This window comes from Streptacidiphilus sp. EB129, assembly GCF_041262645.1.
Classification (GTDB): Bacteria; Actinomycetota; Actinomycetes; order Streptomycetales; family Streptomycetaceae; genus Streptacidiphilus.
This window is the reverse complement of sequence record NZ_JBGCCS010000003.1, coordinates 250157-265864: the sequence shown is the minus strand read 5'-3', so window position 1 is coordinate 265864 and position 15708 is coordinate 250157. Positions and strand designations below refer to the sequence as shown.

The window sequence follows — 15708 nt, the reverse complement described above, 5'->3', positions numbered from 1 at the left end:
CTCCACCACCACTGACCGGTCGGGCCCCGCATCCTGGCACTGAGTCAGCGGTGGCCTCACACTCACCCCATGGCACTATGAGCCGCACAGAGTGCCACGTGGCAGGTGGAGGGCTTCGTGAACGATGACCGGTGGCATGTGACCCGCAGGATCGGACGCCTCCTTGCGCTCCTGGGCCTCGTGCTCGCGTTCGCCGTGCCCGGCGTGACCGCGGCGCCGGCCGTGCACCGAGCCGCGATCGTGTCTGCGGGCGTGGACAGCCACGACGGGACTGTGGTGAAGTCCGGAAGCACCTACGTCAGGGTGGGGACGATCTACGGCTGCGGCTACGTCTGGAGCAAGCCCGGGACCCCTTGGTGCGGCATAGGCGCCTCCACCGCGCCGTCCCTGTCCGGCCCGTGGTCCACGCCAGCGCCCATGTTCCCGCCCGACAGCATCGACCCGTACACGGGCCAGTCCTGGCAGGTGGAGTGCGGCGGCACCGGTGCCGGCTGCTTCAACGGCCGGCTCGTGCAGCGCCTGGGCTGGGGTGCGAACGACGGCGCGTGGATCCTGTTCTTCAATTCGCCAGCCGACTACGTGCGGGACGGTTCCAATGCCTACAACGCGATGGGCTGCAACTCGGTGACCGGCCCGTGTGGTCCGACCGCAGGCGGCCCGTACGGCTCCTACGCCAAGCCCAGCCTGTCGCACTGCTTCGGCAACGGCGACTTCGGCTTCATCACCCCGCCCAGCGGGCCGCCTGCGATGGTGTGCACGATGGCCGGCGGCGGCAGCCTCAACGAGGATCAGCTCAATCAGTGGGGCAACGAGGGCTCCGGCACCGGGGCATCGGCGATTGGTGGGATCACCAGCATCGAGGCCCCGGGCGGCTGGTGGGATCCGGGCACGCAGGAGTACTGGTTGAGCTTCAGTGACCCCTACTGCGGCTACTGCACTGGGACTGGGACTGGCTACGCCACCGCGACGTCGCTCTACGGGCCGTGGACAGCGCAGACCGATCTGACTGCCTCTCCTGGCGCGGCACCCAGGACGGGGCGGCGGGACATCAGCGCGACCTCGTGCGGCGGCCAGCCCCGCACGGTCTTCGTTGCCGATGGCCAGGCCTACGAGTGGATCGATCTCTGGACTGGCTCGCCCAACGAAACCGGGGCGGGTGTGGACTTCGTGCCGCTCACCCCGACTGCCCCGTCCGGTGTGCCGGGTGACGGCGGGGTGTGGACACCGCCACTCACGCTCGCCTGCTGACGGAGGATGATGGCGGCGTGACCCGCATCACCGTGTCCCAGATGGCCAAGTTCGGCGAGGTCTTCGCGTCGGACTGCTTCGACTCCTCCGTTGGCAAACACGTCCCGTTCAGGATCGACGGCCAGTCGGTGACGACGTGCAAGCTGCTCGCGGTCGAGGTGGCGGATGACGGCCTGTCCGTGCAGCTGACGTTGGAGACGCCGGACGACGAGCCGTCCATCGTGGCCGACCTCATCGTTGAGCATCCGAACAACGCGTCGTTCGGGTTCGCCAGTGACTGCCGCCCCTACTCCTTGCCGGGCGAGCTGTGACCGAGTCCCGCTTCACCGCCCCCGTCGCGGGCACGTACCTGTTCGTGTCCGGGCAGGAGCCGCGCCTGCTCACCGACGAGGAAGCCCAGCAGTATCGCGACGGCGTGACGCAGCAGCTCGCTGAAGCCGAGACAGTGCAGCTCTATGACGGGCCCACCTTCATCGACCCTGCCGCCCTCAAGGCAGCCAGGGACCTCGCAGCCATGGCCCACCCCGGCTATCAGCGGGCTAGGAAGGCGGCCGACGACTTCACTGCCTCCATGGACCGGCTGATCACTCAGGCTGGCGAGGATCCGGCCAGCATCGAAGCCATCAGCCGGGCGATCGCCAGCCTCGCTGGCCCGAAGGGGGCAAACGTGACCGGCGTCGAGCTGCATGCCGAGGACGACTGCCCCGGTGACGGCCGCGACATCGAGTGCCACGACGGGAACCTGTACGGGCCGTGCGGCGCGGAGAACTGCTACGGCGCGGACGTCAAGGTCGGCAACTGCGGATGCGCCTGCCATGACTGAGATCGAGCCCGAGCGCTTCTACGACCCGCGCGACGCGGGGCACCTCGCGTGGTGGAAGGAGTCCGTGCGCCAACAGGTAGCAGCCGCGATGGGCCTGCCTGAAGGCGTCACCCTGGGATGGGACGGGGAGATTCTGCCTCGCCGCCGCTGCGAGTCGGAGGCGTGCGACGAATACGACGGGATCCACTGCTACGGGGATGGGTGCGCGATGGTCAGGAAGGAGGACTAGCCATGGCCGACGATGAGCTCGAACGGTACGAGGCCGCCGCCCGGGGCCTGCGCGCCAACCTGCTCGCGATGGTAGACGCCGACATGCCCCAGCCCTCGCACCTCAAGACCGCGATCACCGGCATGGTGGACTTCGTGGCCGACACGTGGGAGCTGCCGACGCCCTTCCGTAACCCGTCGCGCGCCGTGGTGTCGCCCGGCTGCTACGAAGCCTCGTGGGGCTGGGTGCACTCGCGGCCGTCCTGCCGCTGCAAGCGCTGATCGGCAGGCCGGGCGCGGACCAGCCAAGATCCGTCGTGGGTCAGGTTCGTGGGGTTACCGACATTCATACCCATCGCCCGCAGCACCACGACGCAGCCCTCAGCCTCGGCTCGCGTGTCGGCCATCAGCGCCACCCTGATCCCCATGACCTCATGGTGACGCCCGGTCACGTAGAACGCACGCGAAACGACACGATTCGCCTGCACGAGCGCAAGGTTAGGTGCATCCTGATCGGGCCGGCGCCGGAAGACCGCCGCGCGTGAAGGCCCCGACGCATCCCCCGTCGTCGGGGCCTTCGCACGTACCGTGCAGGTCACACCGCGAATCTGACGACACAGGCGCATACTCGACTCAGCCCCTGCCACTCCTGACCCTCGGGAGCTGTGACGTGCCCGCAACCCCCACCATCTGCCCCGGCCCGTGCAACAACGCCTACCGCAAAGCCGAAGAAGCCCTCACCGACATCGGCACCGAACACAACATCACCGCCATCTGGGGTGAGCCCACCCAGTGCTGGGGATGCGTAGACAACACCCGCTCCGACCTCACCGCACTCCCGGGCCTCCTGGCCAAGGTCCTGGAAGAAGGCACCGACGGCACAACCATCAGAATCAACGGCACGATCGGCCGCGCCCCCGAAGCCACCTGGCCCGGCCAGGCACCGCGCCTCCTCGTCGACCGGATCGTCAGCGAAATGGCGGAACTCGCCGCCGACATCCTCGTTCTCCGCGGCATCTGGCGCGAAGACCACCCAGTCCCCACCGGGACCGCCGCCAACGAGAAGCAGCACATCAACAACATCACCAGCAGCCTGCTCGGACACTGGGACTGGGCCATGCAAAGCCACCCAGCAGCAGGCGAGTCCTACGGCCGCGGCAACGCCAACCCCGGCGCGCAGGCCAGCGGCTGGTACTGGGCCACGGTCTACTTTACGAAGGATCACGCCCAGCCTGAGGTGAAGCGTTTCGCCCCCTGTCCGCGCTGCCACGGCCCCTATCTGATCGAGTCCCGCGAGGGCAACCTGCGCTACGGCGAGCCGTACATCGAGTGCCGCGACGAGGACTGCCGCAAGCTCATGTCTAAGCGCGAGTACGCCGAGTACGTGAAGGCCATGACGAAGGCGATTCGGGCCGGTGCTGAGTTCGGGAAAGTCGCTGCTTGACGGCACCGGGCATCATGCATGATCCTTGGCGACGGAGCAGCATGCTCGCAGACTTACTGAGAGGCCCCGCCGTCACTGACGCCGGGGCCTTTCTGCATACCCGGGAGGTGACTCCGGTGGTCGACCTGTCGGTAGACCTCACCACCACGTACTGGACCGTCGCAGAGGCCGCTGAGGCTGCGCAGGTCGACCCGAATGTGGTGCGGAACTGGAAGTACCGCGGCCGGCTGAAGTCCGACCGTACGGACTGGCGCGGCAAGCCGTTGTTCCTGGCGATCGATGTGATTCGCGCGGAGCGGGCCACTCGTGCGAAGGCGCGCCGGGTGTACCCCGTCGCTGCCTGACTCCCCTACTCCCCGCCGCCGTGATGCTCTGCCGGCTTGCGGGGTTGGTCCCGCGCCGAGGGTCGCGGGCCCCTCGCGGCCCCGGCTTCCCGCTCCGACCCGGGGCCGCGAGGCCTAACTCACTCGTGCTGCAGCGCAGGGCGCGCCCCGTGCGGCGGGGAGGCAGGTTCGATTCCTGGCAGCACACGCAGGGGAAGGTCGCCGGTTCGAGTCCGGCCCGGCCGCGAAACGGGCAGTGCACTGCTTGGCCGGTAGCTCAGTTTGGTAGAGCGTCTCCGGGTTGCCGTCGGTGAGTCGCGGATCTTCGCACCGCGCACCGGCGGCCACTTCCCCACAAGCGGTCGGTTCCGGGCGGTTGTGACGGGTGTCGTAGTGCGCACACCGGCCTCATGGCCGGAGGGACCCGGGGTGTGAGCCCCCGAGGGGAGACGCCGGGGCTGAGTTCAAAGCGGGGGCGGTGACCATGCGCCCGATCCGCCACGTCCGCCACGAGTTCTGGTGGTGGGCCGAGCAGCACGCCGGACACCTCTGGGACCGCGTGTGCCGTGACGGGGTGTCGTGCTGGCTGGACTGGCTGCCCGCGTACTGCACCGGCCAGAGGTACGCCGCACAGAACGCGCTGACCCGAGGGCGGTGACCATGCCCGCCTCCGATGCTCTCCGCTGGTGCTCCTGCGCTCACGTCTACGACGAGCACGCCGAGGGCGGGAAATGCCGGGCCCGGTCCGCCGCAGACTGGCCGTGCGAATGCCCCCAGTTCGACAGCGACGACGAAGGGGAGGCGTGATGGCCAGCCTCGACCCGATCACCGTTCCGTGCCCGGCCTGCGGCGAGACCATCACCATCCCGGTCAGCGCCACACCCGGCGACCGGCGCGGCGACGACAGCATCGAGGTCCACGTCGGCCTCGACCACGATCCGATCCGCGAGCACGTCGAACAGCACCGGACGGGAGGCGTGATGACGGTCGACCAGCACACCTGCCCGCGTCGCGCCGAGACTGGCCGCGACAACCCCGACTCGCCGTTCCATGGCAGCGGCATCAACCTCGACACCTGGCACACCGGCGGTGGCCTCATTGGCCAGGAAGACGCCGGCCTGTCCTGCTCCTACTGCGGCAGCCTGCACCCCGACCGGTTCATGGAACTCGTCCGCGAGGGCTGGATCGTCGAGCCCACGGACAAGAGCTACAAGGCGTACCTCGGCAAGCCGCTCACCGCCGGGGAGAAGACCGAGCGCAAGGAGAAGTGGCTCGCCCGCTTCACCGACGACGAGATCGTCGCTGGCGCGCAGGCCCGAGGCGAGACGCCGGAGCAGCATCGGGCCGGGCTGGCGGAGTTCTACGATCGGGACGCCCACGTCAACAGTGCTGGGATGCAGGCGAAGTTCTACTTCCAGCACCTGTCGCCGGAGCAGCGCAGCGAGTTCATCGAGCTCCACAACTCGCGCCGCATGGCCATTGGCACCCCCGGCTACTTCTACACGCGGCCGTTCTTCACCGGCCCGGCGGCCGAGTGACCCAGGACGATCCGGCCCGTGCCCTCAACGCCCCGTTCACGCTGCCCGCCGACTGGGATCCGATCCCCGGCCGCTGCTCACGCTGCAACAAACCCGCGCTGTTGAGCGAAGGGCGCTGGTGGCACGACGGGCCCAGCTGCACGTACCGCTACGGGAACACCGCCGAGTTCCTGCCCGACCCGGCGTAGCCCTCGCGCGGATCCCCTGACCGGCGGCGGCACGGAAGTGCCGATGCAGTGTCCGGACGGCGCAGGCGTACGCACCCTGCCCGTGCCGCCGCCCATCCTCACCCTCGAAGGACCACCCTCATGGACCTGACCGGCCGCCACCCCGGCACCGCCGCCGTCGCCAAGCACTTCACCTACGCCCACCTCCCCACGCATCTGCAGGACGTGAGCAAGCACTGCCACGACCTCGCGGCGGAGATGATCACCGTATTGCCGGACGGGCCCGAGCTCACCGCCGGACTTCGGAAGCTCCTGGAAGCCAAGGACTGCTTCGTTCGGGCCGCGCTCGACTGATGCGCGCCCGGATCGAGATCGACCCCAACGTGCGCGTCCGCGGCAACCAGACCTACAGCACCCTCGACGACGTCACCGGCCCCATCACGGTCGGGGACCACGTCGAGGTGTACGAGAGCGAATCCGGCCTCACCGGCCCCGCCCAGGTCACCGCCATCGAAGGCGACTTCGTGTACCTCGCCGTCCCCTGGGCTGAACTCAGCGAACCCTGATCCACCCTCACCCTCCACCCTCGGAGCGCCCTCCATGCTCACCCGTTCCCAGCGCCGCGCCCACTCCCGTGACGATGCCCGCGCCAACCCGATCACGCCGCGTCCGCCGTCCTACGGGCAGGTTGGCGCGATCGTCCACGCGCCGCGGCGCATCCACACCACCCACCAGAGCACCGCGTCCGGCCAGCACCGCATCAACGCCAAGCGGCAGGCCCGCGCCGAATACTGGCGCACCGTCAAGATCCGCGTCTCCGTCGAGCTGGAACCGTACTTCCGGCAGTACCTGCCGACGCTCGGCAACGGCACCCGGATCCAGGGCCGCACACCGCTGATCACCGCGTGGGCAGTCGACCTCGACGTCCACATCCCCGACGCACCCGCTGCCGCCGTCCGGGCCGAGCCCGTGTCCCGGTCCGTGTGGCACGGCGACCACTACGAACCCGAACTCGACTACGTCGTCTGGTACGACGCCCACGGGCAGGTCATCGACATCGAGGCCGCAGCGTGACCACCGACGGCTACTGCCGCAACACGCTCACCCTGGCCCCGGGCGACTTCATGCCGTGGAAGCCCTGCACCGAGTGCGGGCACACGATGCTCGTACACATCGGCGTCGACCACTGCCCCGTCTGTGAACTCGTCAGCTTTGCCGAGCAACAGCGAGGCGACGGCCCCGCCGAGGAACGAGGCGCCAAAGTCGGCGGCTTCGTCCACCTCATCGCCCCCGGCCGCCTCGGCTGCATTCCGTCGATGGTCTACCGGGTCAACCCGAACGGCACGCTGGTCCTGTGGCCCTGTCTCGACGCGGGCGCATATCCGCGCGAAATCACACACGACGAGACGCGACAAGCCGACCCCTCGTGGCACTGGCGATGCGACGGCGACGACCAGGACGCTGAGCCCGAGCCGGAGCCATCCGCGCCGACAGTCACCGTGCAGATCCACATCGACGGCCAGCAGTAGCAGCACCACTTCCGCCGCTGACCCACCCTCACCCCCTGTAGGAGACAGCCATGTCCAACGCCCTTGTCAACGACCTCCGCGCCCTCCTTACCAGGGGCCACGAGCTCCTCGACCGCATGCTCGGCGAGGAGACCACCGTCGTCACCCAGGCCAAGACCGACGCCGAGCAGGTCGTCGCCGACGGCGAGAAGGCTGCAGCCCCGGTCGTCGCCGAGGCCGAGCACGACGCCGAGAAGCTCGCCGGCACCGCCGTTGCCGACGTCGAGGGTGCCGTCAGCCAGTCCGCGCCCGACGTCGCCCCGGCCGGACCCGCCACACCCACCGTCTGACCATGGCCGAGCAGCCCCCCATCGGCACCGTCGTGCACTTCACCGCCGACGTCGGAACACCCTGCCAGCCCATGTACGTGCACGCGCGATTGGGAACCGCCCACCTGCGCCTGGCCGACACGCCACCCGGCCGGCCGGCCACCCGCTTCTGGGCGGCCTGCCCCGAGACGGACGGGCGTGACCCGCACAGCTGGCACCCGGACTGCGCGCAGGCCACCTGAACAGGACCGTCCCTGACGGGAGGCGCCGTGCCCGTACTCCCCCAGCAGATCAACATCGTCATCGCATGCGGTGGTCAGTGGCCCCAGGGCTACACCCTCACTAACGACGACGGCACCCCGATGGATCTGTCCACCGCGGTGTTCGAGCTGGTGATCAGGCCGACCGTCACCGACGTCACCGAACCGGCCCTGGTGTCCGTGACCAGCGCGGCCAGCAGCAACCAGGGCTACATCACGATCACCGGCAACGTCGTCCTGGTCGTCCTGTCCCCGACCGCGACGGCGCTCCTCGGCGCCGGGGCCCGCCCGTATGCGCTGTGGCTCGACCCGGGCCTGTCCGACGCCACTCCGATCGTGGTCGGCACCTGTTTCTCCGATCTCGTCGCCGCAGCCTGAACGGGAGGCAGCATCGTGGTCAACGTCGTCGTCTCCAGCGCAGGCATCCAAGGCCCCCGCGGCAACAGCGTCCTGTTCAGCAACGGCACGCCGGCGAGCAGCTTCGGTGTCAACGGCGACTGGTGCATCGACGACAGCACCCCCACCGCCCTGGTCATCTACGGGCCGAAGACCGCCGGCGCCTGGGGCACCGGCCACCCGTTCGGTTCCGGTGGCGTACAGCTCGGCGCGGACATTGGCGGCAGCAACAGCGCGCCGCAGATCATCAGCACCCACCTCGCCGCGCCGCTCCCGGTCTTGCAGGGCGGCACCGGTGGCAACAGCCAGGCCAGTGCCCAGACAGCGCTCGGCCTGGGATCGGCGGCGGTCGCCAACATCGGTACCGGCGCCGGGACCGTCGCGGCCGGTAACGATTCCCGGATCACCGGGGCGGCGCAGACCGCGAACAACCTGTCCGACCTGCAGAGCGCCAGCATATCCCGCACCAACCTCGGTCTGGGCAGTGCGGCCACCCAGAGCAGCAGCGCATTCGACGCCTCCGGTGCCGCAACCACCGCTGAGGCGGCGGCGATCGCGGACGCGGCCACGAAGTACCAGCTGCTGCAGCCGTGGGTGTTCAACGTCGTCAGCGGCTACGGCGCCAAGGGCGACGGACAGGTCGTGATCGACGGGGCGATGGGCTCCGGTTCCTTCACCGTCACCTCGGTGTCCGGCCTGTTCGACGCCGTCAAGGACCCGGGCAAGGCCGTCCAGGTCAAGGACGCAGGCGCAACAGGCCCGACCACGCTGATCGGCACGATCCAGACCGTCAACAGCCCCACCAGCGCAACCCTGTCGGTGGCCAACGCCACGGGCAGCAACCTGACCGGCCTGACTGTCATGTGGGCCACGGACGACACGACGGCGATCCAGAACGCGATCAACGCCGCCGTCGCCTACGCCCAAGGCCATGGCGGCGCGGCCACCGTGTACTTTCCCGCCGCGCTCAAAGCGTTCTACGGTGTCGCCGGCGCCCTGAACACCTCGGCGTCCGGCAACGCCCAGCTCACGATCCCCGTCGTCGCCACGACCGGCAACAAGCTGGTGCTGACGTTCGAGGGTGCGGGCGACGGTTCCGCCGTGCAGCACTGGCAGCAGGTCCCGCCGCAGATGTCCGGCTCGACGCTCGTCAGCTTCGGGGTGTTCGCGAACCCGTCGGCGCAGACCACGTCGATCAACAACCACGGCAACCCGTCCCTGCTCGGCGGCCCGTCCGAACCAGGCGGCTACGGTGTCGCGCCCGGCGTGTTCACCAACGTCGAGGTGGTCCTGCGGAACATCAGCTTGCGCACCACCCACTCCGCATGGGGCCTGGCTTACACTGCCTGGGACTTCGACGGCTGCGCCAACGCCGCCCTGCACAGCGTCGGCTACGGATCACTGGGCACTGTCGGCAACGCCGACTTCGGTAACCCGTCCCTGTTCGGCACCGGCCTGTCCATCGGCGGGATTCTGCCCTCCTCGGGCAACAACGACCTGGTCGTCCTTGACAACGTCACCTGCTTCGGCGGCTACACCTACGGCCTGTTCGCCACGGAACACTGCGACATGCTCGGCGTGCGGATCCTGTACTGCTGGGCCGGCCTGTGCCCCGTCGGCCTGTACGACGGATCGGTCGGCTCCACGCACGCGATCCGCGGCTTCGTCAGCGTCGAGGCCTGCCACTACACGCTCTACCTGATCGGTGCCGGCAGCGGCGGCGTCGGGCCTTACCTGCATCTGCTCCTCGACACCGAGGGCACCGTGCTGTTCGGCGACAACGGCAGCGGAACACCGTCGGCCTCGGCCAAGGGCCAGATCGTCCTAACCGGCGAGGTCACCCTGCCGATCAACCTCGATCATCCGCCCGGCTTCGACATCGTCAACGACCAAGTGTCCTTCCCAACCAACGTGCAGACCGCCAACTACACGGTCACCCCGCTCGACGAGGTCATCGAGGCCAACACCACCGGCGGCTCGTTCACGGTCACACTGCCCACCTCGGTGGGCCGGGCCCGCCGGGTCGTGGTCATCAACACGGGCACGAATCCGCTCACCGTCGCCACCACCGGTGGCCAGACGATCAGCGGCTCCAGCACCAAGACCATCGCCAGCCAGTGGGGCAGCCTCGAAGCCGTGCCATCCGCAGCGGGCAACTGGAACCAGATCGCATAGGGGGACTGACTCATGGATCTCGGCAGCGTCCAGTCCGAACCCGAAGCCGCGCCCGAGTGGGCAACCGTCCCACCTGTGCTCACGGCGCCGACGTGCCACGCCACCGGCTGCACCGAGCGTCCGCTCGTCCAGTGGCAGCGGCGCCTCACCCCCATGGAGCTCGCTGCCGAGCAGGCCATCGAGCAGGCCCGCCGCGACCAGGCGTTCGCTGACCGCGACATCGAACTCCCGCCCCCCGGCTTCGGGCCCATGCCCGGACCGCAGGACTACGTCCACGCCGTCCTCGCCTGCGGACCCCACGCCATCGACATGGACGCCGCCGCGCGCGTCCACCAGGCCACCTGTACCGGTCCCGACAGCGCCAACCTTCCACTGTGCGACTGTGACCCCGAGCCTCTCCCCGCGCCGGCCCCGCAGGCCGAGCAGAAACTGCCGGCGCACTGGGCCGCCGCCGTGGCGGGCGGAGCAGGCTGATGACCGGCCTGCCGCCGGACAATGAGCGCTGCAACGGCATCTACGGCGAGAAGTACCGGCAGCGCCCCGAACTCCGCGGCGAGCGGTGCGAACAGCGGAAGCTGCCAGGCACCGATTTCTGCAACCAGCACTTCATCCCCGACCATCGACGCTGCACCGCCCGACTCTCTAAGAACCACCCGACGAGCCCCGGCCAGCGCTGCCGTTGCTGGGCGCTGAAGGGCCAACACGTCTGCGGCTTCCACGGTGGCCACGCGCCCCAGAACAAGGCCGCTGCGAAGCGTCGCATCATCGAGGAAAGGGCGCGGACTCTCGTGGCAACCTACGGCCGCAAGATCGAGACCACCGCCGTCGAAGCGCTCCTCGACGAGGTCCAGTGGACTGCCGGCCACGTCGCCTGGCTACGCGACCGCGTCCAGGAGATCGAAGCTCAGGCCACGGATGACGACACAGAGAACCCGCTGGTGTGGGGCAGGACCCGGCGCAAGACGGGCGGCGAGGACCGGGGCGAGACCCACGAAGCCGGGGCGAACGTCTGGCTCAAGCTCTACCAGACCGAGCGGGCCCACCTCGTCAGAGTGTGCTCGGAGGCAATCCGCGCCGGCATCGAGGAACGTCGCGTCAAGCTCGCCGAGTCCCAGGGCGAGCAAGTCGCGCAGGCCATCCGCGGCATCCTCTCCGACCTGCACCTCACTGCCGAGCAGTTGGCACTCGTCCCCGACATCGTGCCAAAGCACCTGCGCGCGCTCATCTCCTGACTCCGGGAGAGGCCGATGACCGCCCTCATGGACTGGGCCGAGTTCGCGGCCCGCGAGTTCGAAAAGCCGGACACCCTGCAGGTCCTCGGATTCGAGCCGGTCTGCAAGCCACGTGTCCTGGCGCGGCTGTCCGGTGTCCCCGAGGCCGACCTGCCGTCGATGTGCGGTGAATGCCCGCAGGAGCGTTTCCTCAATCTGCCAGATATAGACCTAGACGTCCTCTATGGAGGCGCGGGGGGCGGGGGAAAAAGTGCATCACTTCTCGCCCTTGCGATCCGGACCTGCATCCGCTTCCCCGGCATCCAGATCTTCTGGTTCCGCAAGACGTTCCCACAGCTGAACCAGTCCGTGCTGCGGAACTTGGCGCGCTACAACTACGCCAAGGGCGTCGGCGGCCAGTGGAACGGCTCCAAGTACGAGCTTCGGCTCCCCGGCAACTCGATCCTGACGTTCGCGCACGCGAAGAACATGGAAGAGGCCGCAGCGCTCTCCTCGGCCGAGATCAACATGCTGATCATCGACGAGCGCACCACGATGCCGCCCGACGTCGTCGACTTCCTCTACACCCGCATCCGATCGGGCGTCGAAGGCGTGCCCTGCCTCGGTGCCCGTTCGGCCAGCAATCCGGGCCACATCGGCCACGGCGTCGTCAAAGACGACTACGTAGATGCCACCGACTACGGCACCAAAGAGATCGTCGACAAGGCCGGACGGCGGAGAATCTTCATCCCCGCGAAAGCCAGCGACAACCCCTATGTCGGCGACTACGAGAAGAGCCTCGAAGGCATCGCCGACCCCGACCTGCGGGCCCGGATCAAAGACGGGGACTGGTCCGCGATGCCCGACGCCGCATTCCCTGACTGGAAGCGCGACCGCATCGTCGTGCCGCCGTTCGAGATTCCGGCGTCGTGGCAGCGGCGTGGTGGCATGGACTACGGATGGGCGGCGCCGTCTGTCTATCTCGCGGCGGCGCGCGACGGCGACGGGCGGCTGTGGTTCTACCGCGAGCTGACGATGGTGCAGACCCCGGAGCGTGAGCAGGCACGGCAGGTCCTCGACGCCAACAACGGCCACCACGTGCAGGTCATCGCGGCGGATCCAGCGATGTGGGGCAAGACCGGATCATCCCTGCCGCCTGCTGATCAGATGGCCACCGAGGGCCTGCACCTGACCAAAGCCGATAATGACCGACTCGGCGGTAAGTCCCGCATGCACACCTACCTCGCCGAGGCGCCCGCCTGCCCACATCACCGCGAGCTGGGGTGGGCGACATGCCCACTACTGCACGTCCTGGACGGCGCGTGCCCGCAGTTCACCAAAACCATGGGTGAACTGCCGCGCGACCCGCACCGGCCGGAGGACGTCGACACCGACGGTCCAGACCACTGGTACGACGGCGGCAGGTATCTGATCATGTCGATCGGCAGTGAATCGCGGTTCCACTTCCCGGCCCCTGAGCCCGAGGCCGGCGTCAGCCTGGATCCGCAGGCCGCGCTGCCCCCGTCCGTGCCCCGCCCCCCGGCTGCGCTTCCGACGACCTTCGGCGGGTTTCCCGTCGCGATGGGGGGTTCGCCATGGGGTTGAGGACACGCCTGCGCGAGACCTTCCGCCGCCGCCCGGCTGCCGAGTCTGCTCCCGTCGTCACCGGCGGCGAGGGCGCACAGCGCATCGGCTACGAGTACGGCGCGGCCCTCATGCCGACCACGACCCGCACCGCTGCGGCGTACTCCCAAGAGCGCCAGCAGATCATGACGCAGCTCTACCAGGCCTACCTCACATGCCCCTGGGTTGCTGCGCCGATCGACCTGATCGCCCGCACCGTCACCGCCGGCGGCCTGCAGGTCGTGTCGAACGCCATGGCCGCCGACGGGACCGTGCCGCCGGACTCGCCCGAGGTGACGCGGCTGCGCAGGCTCATGCGGTACGTCAACCCGCAGCACGACATGGTGCAGCTGCTCAGGTCCGCGGTGATCGACCTGAACCTGTTCGGGGACGCCTACATCGAGATCGTGTCCCTCCTGGGCGAACCGGTGGCCCTGTACCCGCTGGACTCCACGACCATGACCGTCGTCGCCGACGCACACGGCGAGGTCACCGGCTACGTCCAGGTCGTCGACGGTCTCGGCGGCACCCGGACCGCAGATTTCACCCCGGAACAGGTCATCCACATCAGCCTCGACGCTCCCCGCGGCGGCGCCTACGGGGTGGGGCCGGCACAGAAGGCACTGCTGCCCGTCACCGCCTGGCTGTTCACCGAGGCCACCATCAAGGAGTGCTTCCGGCGCGGCGACCCGCCCCGCATCCACGTCGACCTGGCGCACCTGTCGGACGTCGAGGTCCAGCGGTGGCGCGAGCAGTACATGGTGTTCAACCTGGGGCCCAAGGCCGTCGGCACGCCGACGATCACCACGGGCGACGGCAAGGTCGTCGTGCTCGACCCCCGGAAGGTCACCGACTACCTCGACGCCTCCCGGCAACTGCGTGACGAGATCATCGCCACATTCGGTGTCCCGCCGGGCAAGCTCGGAATCATCGAGTCGGGAAACCTGGGCGGCGGCACGGGCGAGTCCCAGGACAAGACCTACCGAGTGAACACCGTCATTCCGGTGCAGTCGCTGGTCCTGGAGAAAATCAACTTCCATCTGCTGCAGCAGGGCTTCGGCATCGAGGACTGGCACCTGGAATTCCCGGAGATCGACTACCGGGACTCGGCCGTCGTCGAGGGCATCCGCGACATGCGGCTGCGCAACGGCACCTACACCCGCAACCGGTACGCCGACGAGATCGGCGAGCCCCCGGTGCCGGGCGGCGACGAGGCCGTGCTGGTCGACCGGCAGAACATCGTCCGGTGGGCCGACATGAACGCCATGTCGAAGGCCGGGATCGCGTTCAAGCTCAAGGGCACATCCCTGGAGCCCGACCCGCCAGCGCCGGGCGCACCGGTGACACTGCACAAGGTGGCGGATCCCGTGACACCAGCCTCACCGGCAGCCGCGCCAGCAGCATCAACTGGGGCGCCCCCAGGCAGTCCGGAGGACCAGCCCGGCCTCGCCGGGGACGCTCTCCAGGGCGCCGGCCCGAGAGAATCCACGGCCCTGGACGAGACGTGGCAGCGCCTCTACCGGGCCCGGCGCGCACAGGCACTCGAAGAACTGCCGCCCACACGAGAACTCGTAGGAGCGGGGAGGTGAGCAGCATGCCGCCAGGACATCCCACCAGAGCGCAGGACGTCGGCCCGCTGATCCCCAAGGAGATCGGCTAGCCGTCCCGCCATGACCGTCCAGCAGTACCGAGACCGAAAGCGGACCAGCATCATGCCCCAGGCAGGCGAGCAGGACCCGGTCGTCACCGGCCGCGACAACCCCAACATCACCGTCGACTTCCTTGCGGTCAACCAGGGTGCGTCGCTGACGAACCAGGCCACCGCCCCGGCCACGCCCTCGGGTGGTGCCGTCGTCTACGCCCAGAACGGTGTCCCGCTGTTCAAGGACAGTTCCGGCAACGTCACCACCCTGAAGAACAGCGATCCGGTCGCCTCCGACTCGGCACTCGCCGCGTGGGCGTTCGACCCGGCGGGGGCTGCAGCGGCGTTCCTGACTACTGCGGGCGTGCTGTACCTCTCCAAGGTCATTCTCACGCAGCAGCAGACCCTGACGAACGGCCTGGTCTCGGTCACCACCGCAGGCGGGACGCTGACGGCCGCCGAGAACTACCTGGCCCTGTTCAACTCCGCAGGCGTGCAGGTCGCGATCTCGGCCGACCAGACCACGGCGTTCGCCACCGCCGGTCTGATCACCGCCGCGTGGACGAGCCCGCTGGTGAACGCCGCGCCGGGCGCCTACTACGTCGGTGTGCTGTGCAACGGCGGTACTGCGATCACTCTGGCGTCGGGTTCGGCCCTGAAGCCGGGGAACGTGTCGGTCGGCAACGCTGGCCTGGCCACCGCGGCGAGCCGGTTCCTCACGTCGGGTACGTCGCAGACTGCGATGCCCTCCTCGGTGGCGCTGGGCTCGGCATCGGGCAACGTGGCGGCGACGATCTGGGCCGCCGTCAGCTGA

Annotated in this window: 23 protein-coding genes; all 23 read left to right on the top strand. The window is 69.0% G+C overall.

The genetic code is table 11. The features are described from left to right. Positions 1-117 precede the first annotated feature (117 nt). The 23 genes from ABH925_RS05485 to ABH925_RS05375 all read left to right on the top strand — a co-directional run bounded on the left by ABH925_RS05485 (position 118) and on the right by ABH925_RS05375 (position 15708). Entirely contained in the window at positions 118-1248 is a 1131-nt protein-coding gene (locus ABH925_RS05485) for a hypothetical protein (protein WP_370145723.1), read from the top strand. A gap of 17 nt (positions 1249-1265) precedes the next feature. Continuing rightward, the gene (locus ABH925_RS05480; RefSeq protein ID WP_370145721.1) at positions 1266-1559 is read left to right on the top strand and encodes a hypothetical protein; all 294 of its coding nucleotides are present in this window, start codon (positions 1266-1268) and stop codon (positions 1557-1559) included. Beyond that, the gene (locus tag ABH925_RS05475) at positions 1556-2071 is read left to right on the top strand and encodes a hypothetical protein (RefSeq protein ID WP_370145720.1); all 516 of its coding nucleotides are present in this window, start codon (positions 1556-1558) and stop codon (positions 2069-2071) included. The genes ABH925_RS05480 and ABH925_RS05475 overlap by 4 nt, the downstream gene beginning before the upstream one ends. Next, positions 2064-2300, top strand: a complete 237-nt coding sequence (locus ABH925_RS05470; RefSeq protein WP_370145719.1) for a hypothetical protein — start codon at positions 2064-2066, stop codon at positions 2298-2300. Before ABH925_RS05475 ends, ABH925_RS05470 begins: the two co-directional genes overlap by 8 nt. A gap of 2 nt (positions 2301-2302) precedes the next feature. Next, complete coding sequence (locus ABH925_RS05465; RefSeq protein WP_370145718.1) at positions 2303-2560, top strand: hypothetical protein; 258 nt, start codon at positions 2303-2305, stop codon at positions 2558-2560. Between the two features lie 388 nt (positions 2561-2948). Then, the gene (locus ABH925_RS05460) at positions 2949-3722 is read left to right on the top strand and encodes a hypothetical protein (protein ID WP_370145717.1); all 774 of its coding nucleotides are present in this window, start codon (positions 2949-2951) and stop codon (positions 3720-3722) included. Positions 3723-3838: 116 nt separating this feature from the next. Continuing rightward, positions 3839-4066 (top strand): hypothetical protein, encoded by a 228-nt coding sequence (locus ABH925_RS05455; RefSeq protein WP_370145715.1) that lies wholly within the window; start codon positions 3839-3841, stop codon positions 4064-4066. Positions 4067-4529: 463 nt separating this feature from the next. Continuing rightward, positions 4530-4703: a hypothetical protein gene (locus tag ABH925_RS05450; RefSeq protein WP_370145714.1), complete on the top strand. Its 174-nt coding sequence runs from the start codon at positions 4530-4532 to the stop codon at positions 4701-4703. A gap of 148 nt (positions 4704-4851) precedes the next feature. Then, a complete protein-coding gene (locus ABH925_RS05445) occupies positions 4852-5583 on the top strand; it encodes a hypothetical protein (protein ID WP_370145713.1) in 732 nt (243 codons plus the stop codon). Further along, the gene (locus tag ABH925_RS05440) at positions 5580-5771 is read left to right on the top strand and encodes a hypothetical protein (protein WP_370145712.1); all 192 of its coding nucleotides are present in this window, start codon (positions 5580-5582) and stop codon (positions 5769-5771) included. The genes ABH925_RS05445 and ABH925_RS05440 overlap by 4 nt, the downstream gene beginning before the upstream one ends. 120 nt (positions 5772-5891) lie before the next feature. Next, positions 5892-6104 (top strand): hypothetical protein, encoded by a 213-nt coding sequence (locus tag ABH925_RS05435; protein ID WP_370145711.1) that lies wholly within the window; start codon positions 5892-5894, stop codon positions 6102-6104. Next, entirely contained in the window at positions 6104-6316 is a 213-nt protein-coding gene (locus ABH925_RS05430) for a hypothetical protein (protein WP_370145710.1), read from the top strand. Before ABH925_RS05435 ends, ABH925_RS05430 begins: the two co-directional genes overlap by 1 nt. Positions 6317-6350: 34 nt before the next feature. Continuing rightward, on the top strand, positions 6351-6824 hold the full coding sequence (locus ABH925_RS05425) for a hypothetical protein (protein WP_370145709.1): 474 nt from the start codon (positions 6351-6353) through the stop codon (positions 6822-6824). Then, positions 6821-7279, top strand: coding sequence for a hypothetical protein (locus tag ABH925_RS05420; RefSeq protein WP_370145708.1), 459 nt, complete (start codon positions 6821-6823; stop codon positions 7277-7279). The genes ABH925_RS05425 and ABH925_RS05420 overlap by 4 nt, the downstream gene beginning before the upstream one ends. Before the next feature lie 50 nt (positions 7280-7329). Continuing rightward, on the top strand, positions 7330-7608 hold the full coding sequence (locus ABH925_RS05415; protein ID WP_370145707.1) for a hypothetical protein: 279 nt from the start codon (positions 7330-7332) through the stop codon (positions 7606-7608). A gap of 2 nt (positions 7609-7610) precedes the next feature. Continuing rightward, the gene (locus tag ABH925_RS05410) at positions 7611-7829 is read left to right on the top strand and encodes a hypothetical protein (protein WP_370145706.1); all 219 of its coding nucleotides are present in this window, start codon (positions 7611-7613) and stop codon (positions 7827-7829) included. 27 nt (positions 7830-7856) lie between these two features. Continuing rightward, positions 7857-8225 carry a hypothetical protein gene (locus ABH925_RS05405; protein WP_370145705.1) on the top strand — a complete coding sequence of 123 codons (369 nt, stop codon included), beginning with the start codon at positions 7857-7859 and terminating at the stop codon, positions 8223-8225. Positions 8226-8240: 15 nt separating this feature from the next. After that, on the top strand, positions 8241-10418 hold the full coding sequence (locus ABH925_RS05400; RefSeq protein WP_370145704.1) for a hypothetical protein: 2178 nt from the start codon (positions 8241-8243) through the stop codon (positions 10416-10418). A 12-nt stretch (positions 10419-10430) separates the two neighbouring features. Beyond that, entirely contained in the window at positions 10431-10892 is a 462-nt protein-coding gene (locus ABH925_RS05395) for a hypothetical protein (protein WP_370145703.1), read from the top strand. After that, positions 10892-11650, top strand: coding sequence for a hypothetical protein (locus ABH925_RS05390; protein ID WP_370145702.1), 759 nt, complete (start codon positions 10892-10894; stop codon positions 11648-11650). The genes ABH925_RS05395 and ABH925_RS05390 overlap by 1 nt, the downstream gene beginning before the upstream one ends. 15 nt (positions 11651-11665) lie before the next feature. Continuing rightward, complete coding sequence (locus tag ABH925_RS05385; protein WP_370145701.1) at positions 11666-13234, top strand: hypothetical protein; 1569 nt, start codon at positions 11666-11668, stop codon at positions 13232-13234. Then, on the top strand, positions 13225-14841 hold the full coding sequence (locus ABH925_RS05380; protein WP_370145700.1) for a phage portal protein: 1617 nt from the start codon (positions 13225-13227) through the stop codon (positions 14839-14841). The genes ABH925_RS05385 and ABH925_RS05380 overlap by 10 nt, the downstream gene beginning before the upstream one ends. Before the next feature lie 123 nt (positions 14842-14964). Further along, entirely contained in the window at positions 14965-15708 is a 744-nt protein-coding gene (locus tag ABH925_RS05375; RefSeq protein ID WP_370145699.1) for a hypothetical protein, read from the top strand.

What these genes read in the sequence shown, in the direction of transcription:
- ABH925_RS05385 (WP_370145701.1), top strand. Translation starts at nt 11,666, where the DNA reads ATGACCGCCCTCATGGACTGGGCCGAGTTCGCGGCCCGCGAGTTCGAA.
- ABH925_RS05390 (WP_370145702.1), top strand. Translation starts at nt 10,892, where the DNA reads ATGACCGGCCTGCCGCCGGACAATGAGCGCTGCAACGGCATCTACGGC.
- ABH925_RS05415 (WP_370145707.1), top strand. Translation starts at nt 7,330, where the DNA reads ATGTCCAACGCCCTTGTCAACGACCTCCGCGCCCTCCTTACCAGGGGC.
- ABH925_RS05470 (WP_370145719.1), top strand. Translation starts at nt 2,064, where the DNA reads ATGACTGAGATCGAGCCCGAGCGCTTCTACGACCCGCGCGACGCGGGG.
- ABH925_RS05425 (WP_370145709.1), top strand. Translation starts at nt 6,351, where the DNA reads ATGCTCACCCGTTCCCAGCGCCGCGCCCACTCCCGTGACGATGCCCGC.
- ABH925_RS05395 (WP_370145703.1), top strand. Translation starts at nt 10,431, where the DNA reads ATGGATCTCGGCAGCGTCCAGTCCGAACCCGAAGCCGCGCCCGAGTGG.
- ABH925_RS05465 (WP_370145718.1), top strand. Translation starts at nt 2,303, where the DNA reads ATGGCCGACGATGAGCTCGAACGGTACGAGGCCGCCGCCCGGGGCCTG.
- ABH925_RS05445 (WP_370145713.1), top strand. Translation starts at nt 4,852, where the DNA reads ATGGCCAGCCTCGACCCGATCACCGTTCCGTGCCCGGCCTGCGGCGAG.
- ABH925_RS05450 (WP_370145714.1), top strand. Translation starts at nt 4,530, where the DNA reads ATGCGCCCGATCCGCCACGTCCGCCACGAGTTCTGGTGGTGGGCCGAG.
- ABH925_RS05380 (WP_370145700.1), top strand. Translation starts at nt 13,225, where the DNA reads ATGGGGTTGAGGACACGCCTGCGCGAGACCTTCCGCCGCCGCCCGGCT.
- ABH925_RS05410 (WP_370145706.1), top strand. Translation starts at nt 7,611, where the DNA reads ATGGCCGAGCAGCCCCCCATCGGCACCGTCGTGCACTTCACCGCCGAC.
- ABH925_RS05430 (WP_370145710.1), top strand. Translation starts at nt 6,104, where the DNA reads ATGCGCGCCCGGATCGAGATCGACCCCAACGTGCGCGTCCGCGGCAAC.
- ABH925_RS05375 (WP_370145699.1), top strand. Translation starts at nt 14,965, where the DNA reads ATGCCCCAGGCAGGCGAGCAGGACCCGGTCGTCACCGGCCGCGACAAC.
- ABH925_RS05435 (WP_370145711.1), top strand. Translation starts at nt 5,892, where the DNA reads ATGGACCTGACCGGCCGCCACCCCGGCACCGCCGCCGTCGCCAAGCAC.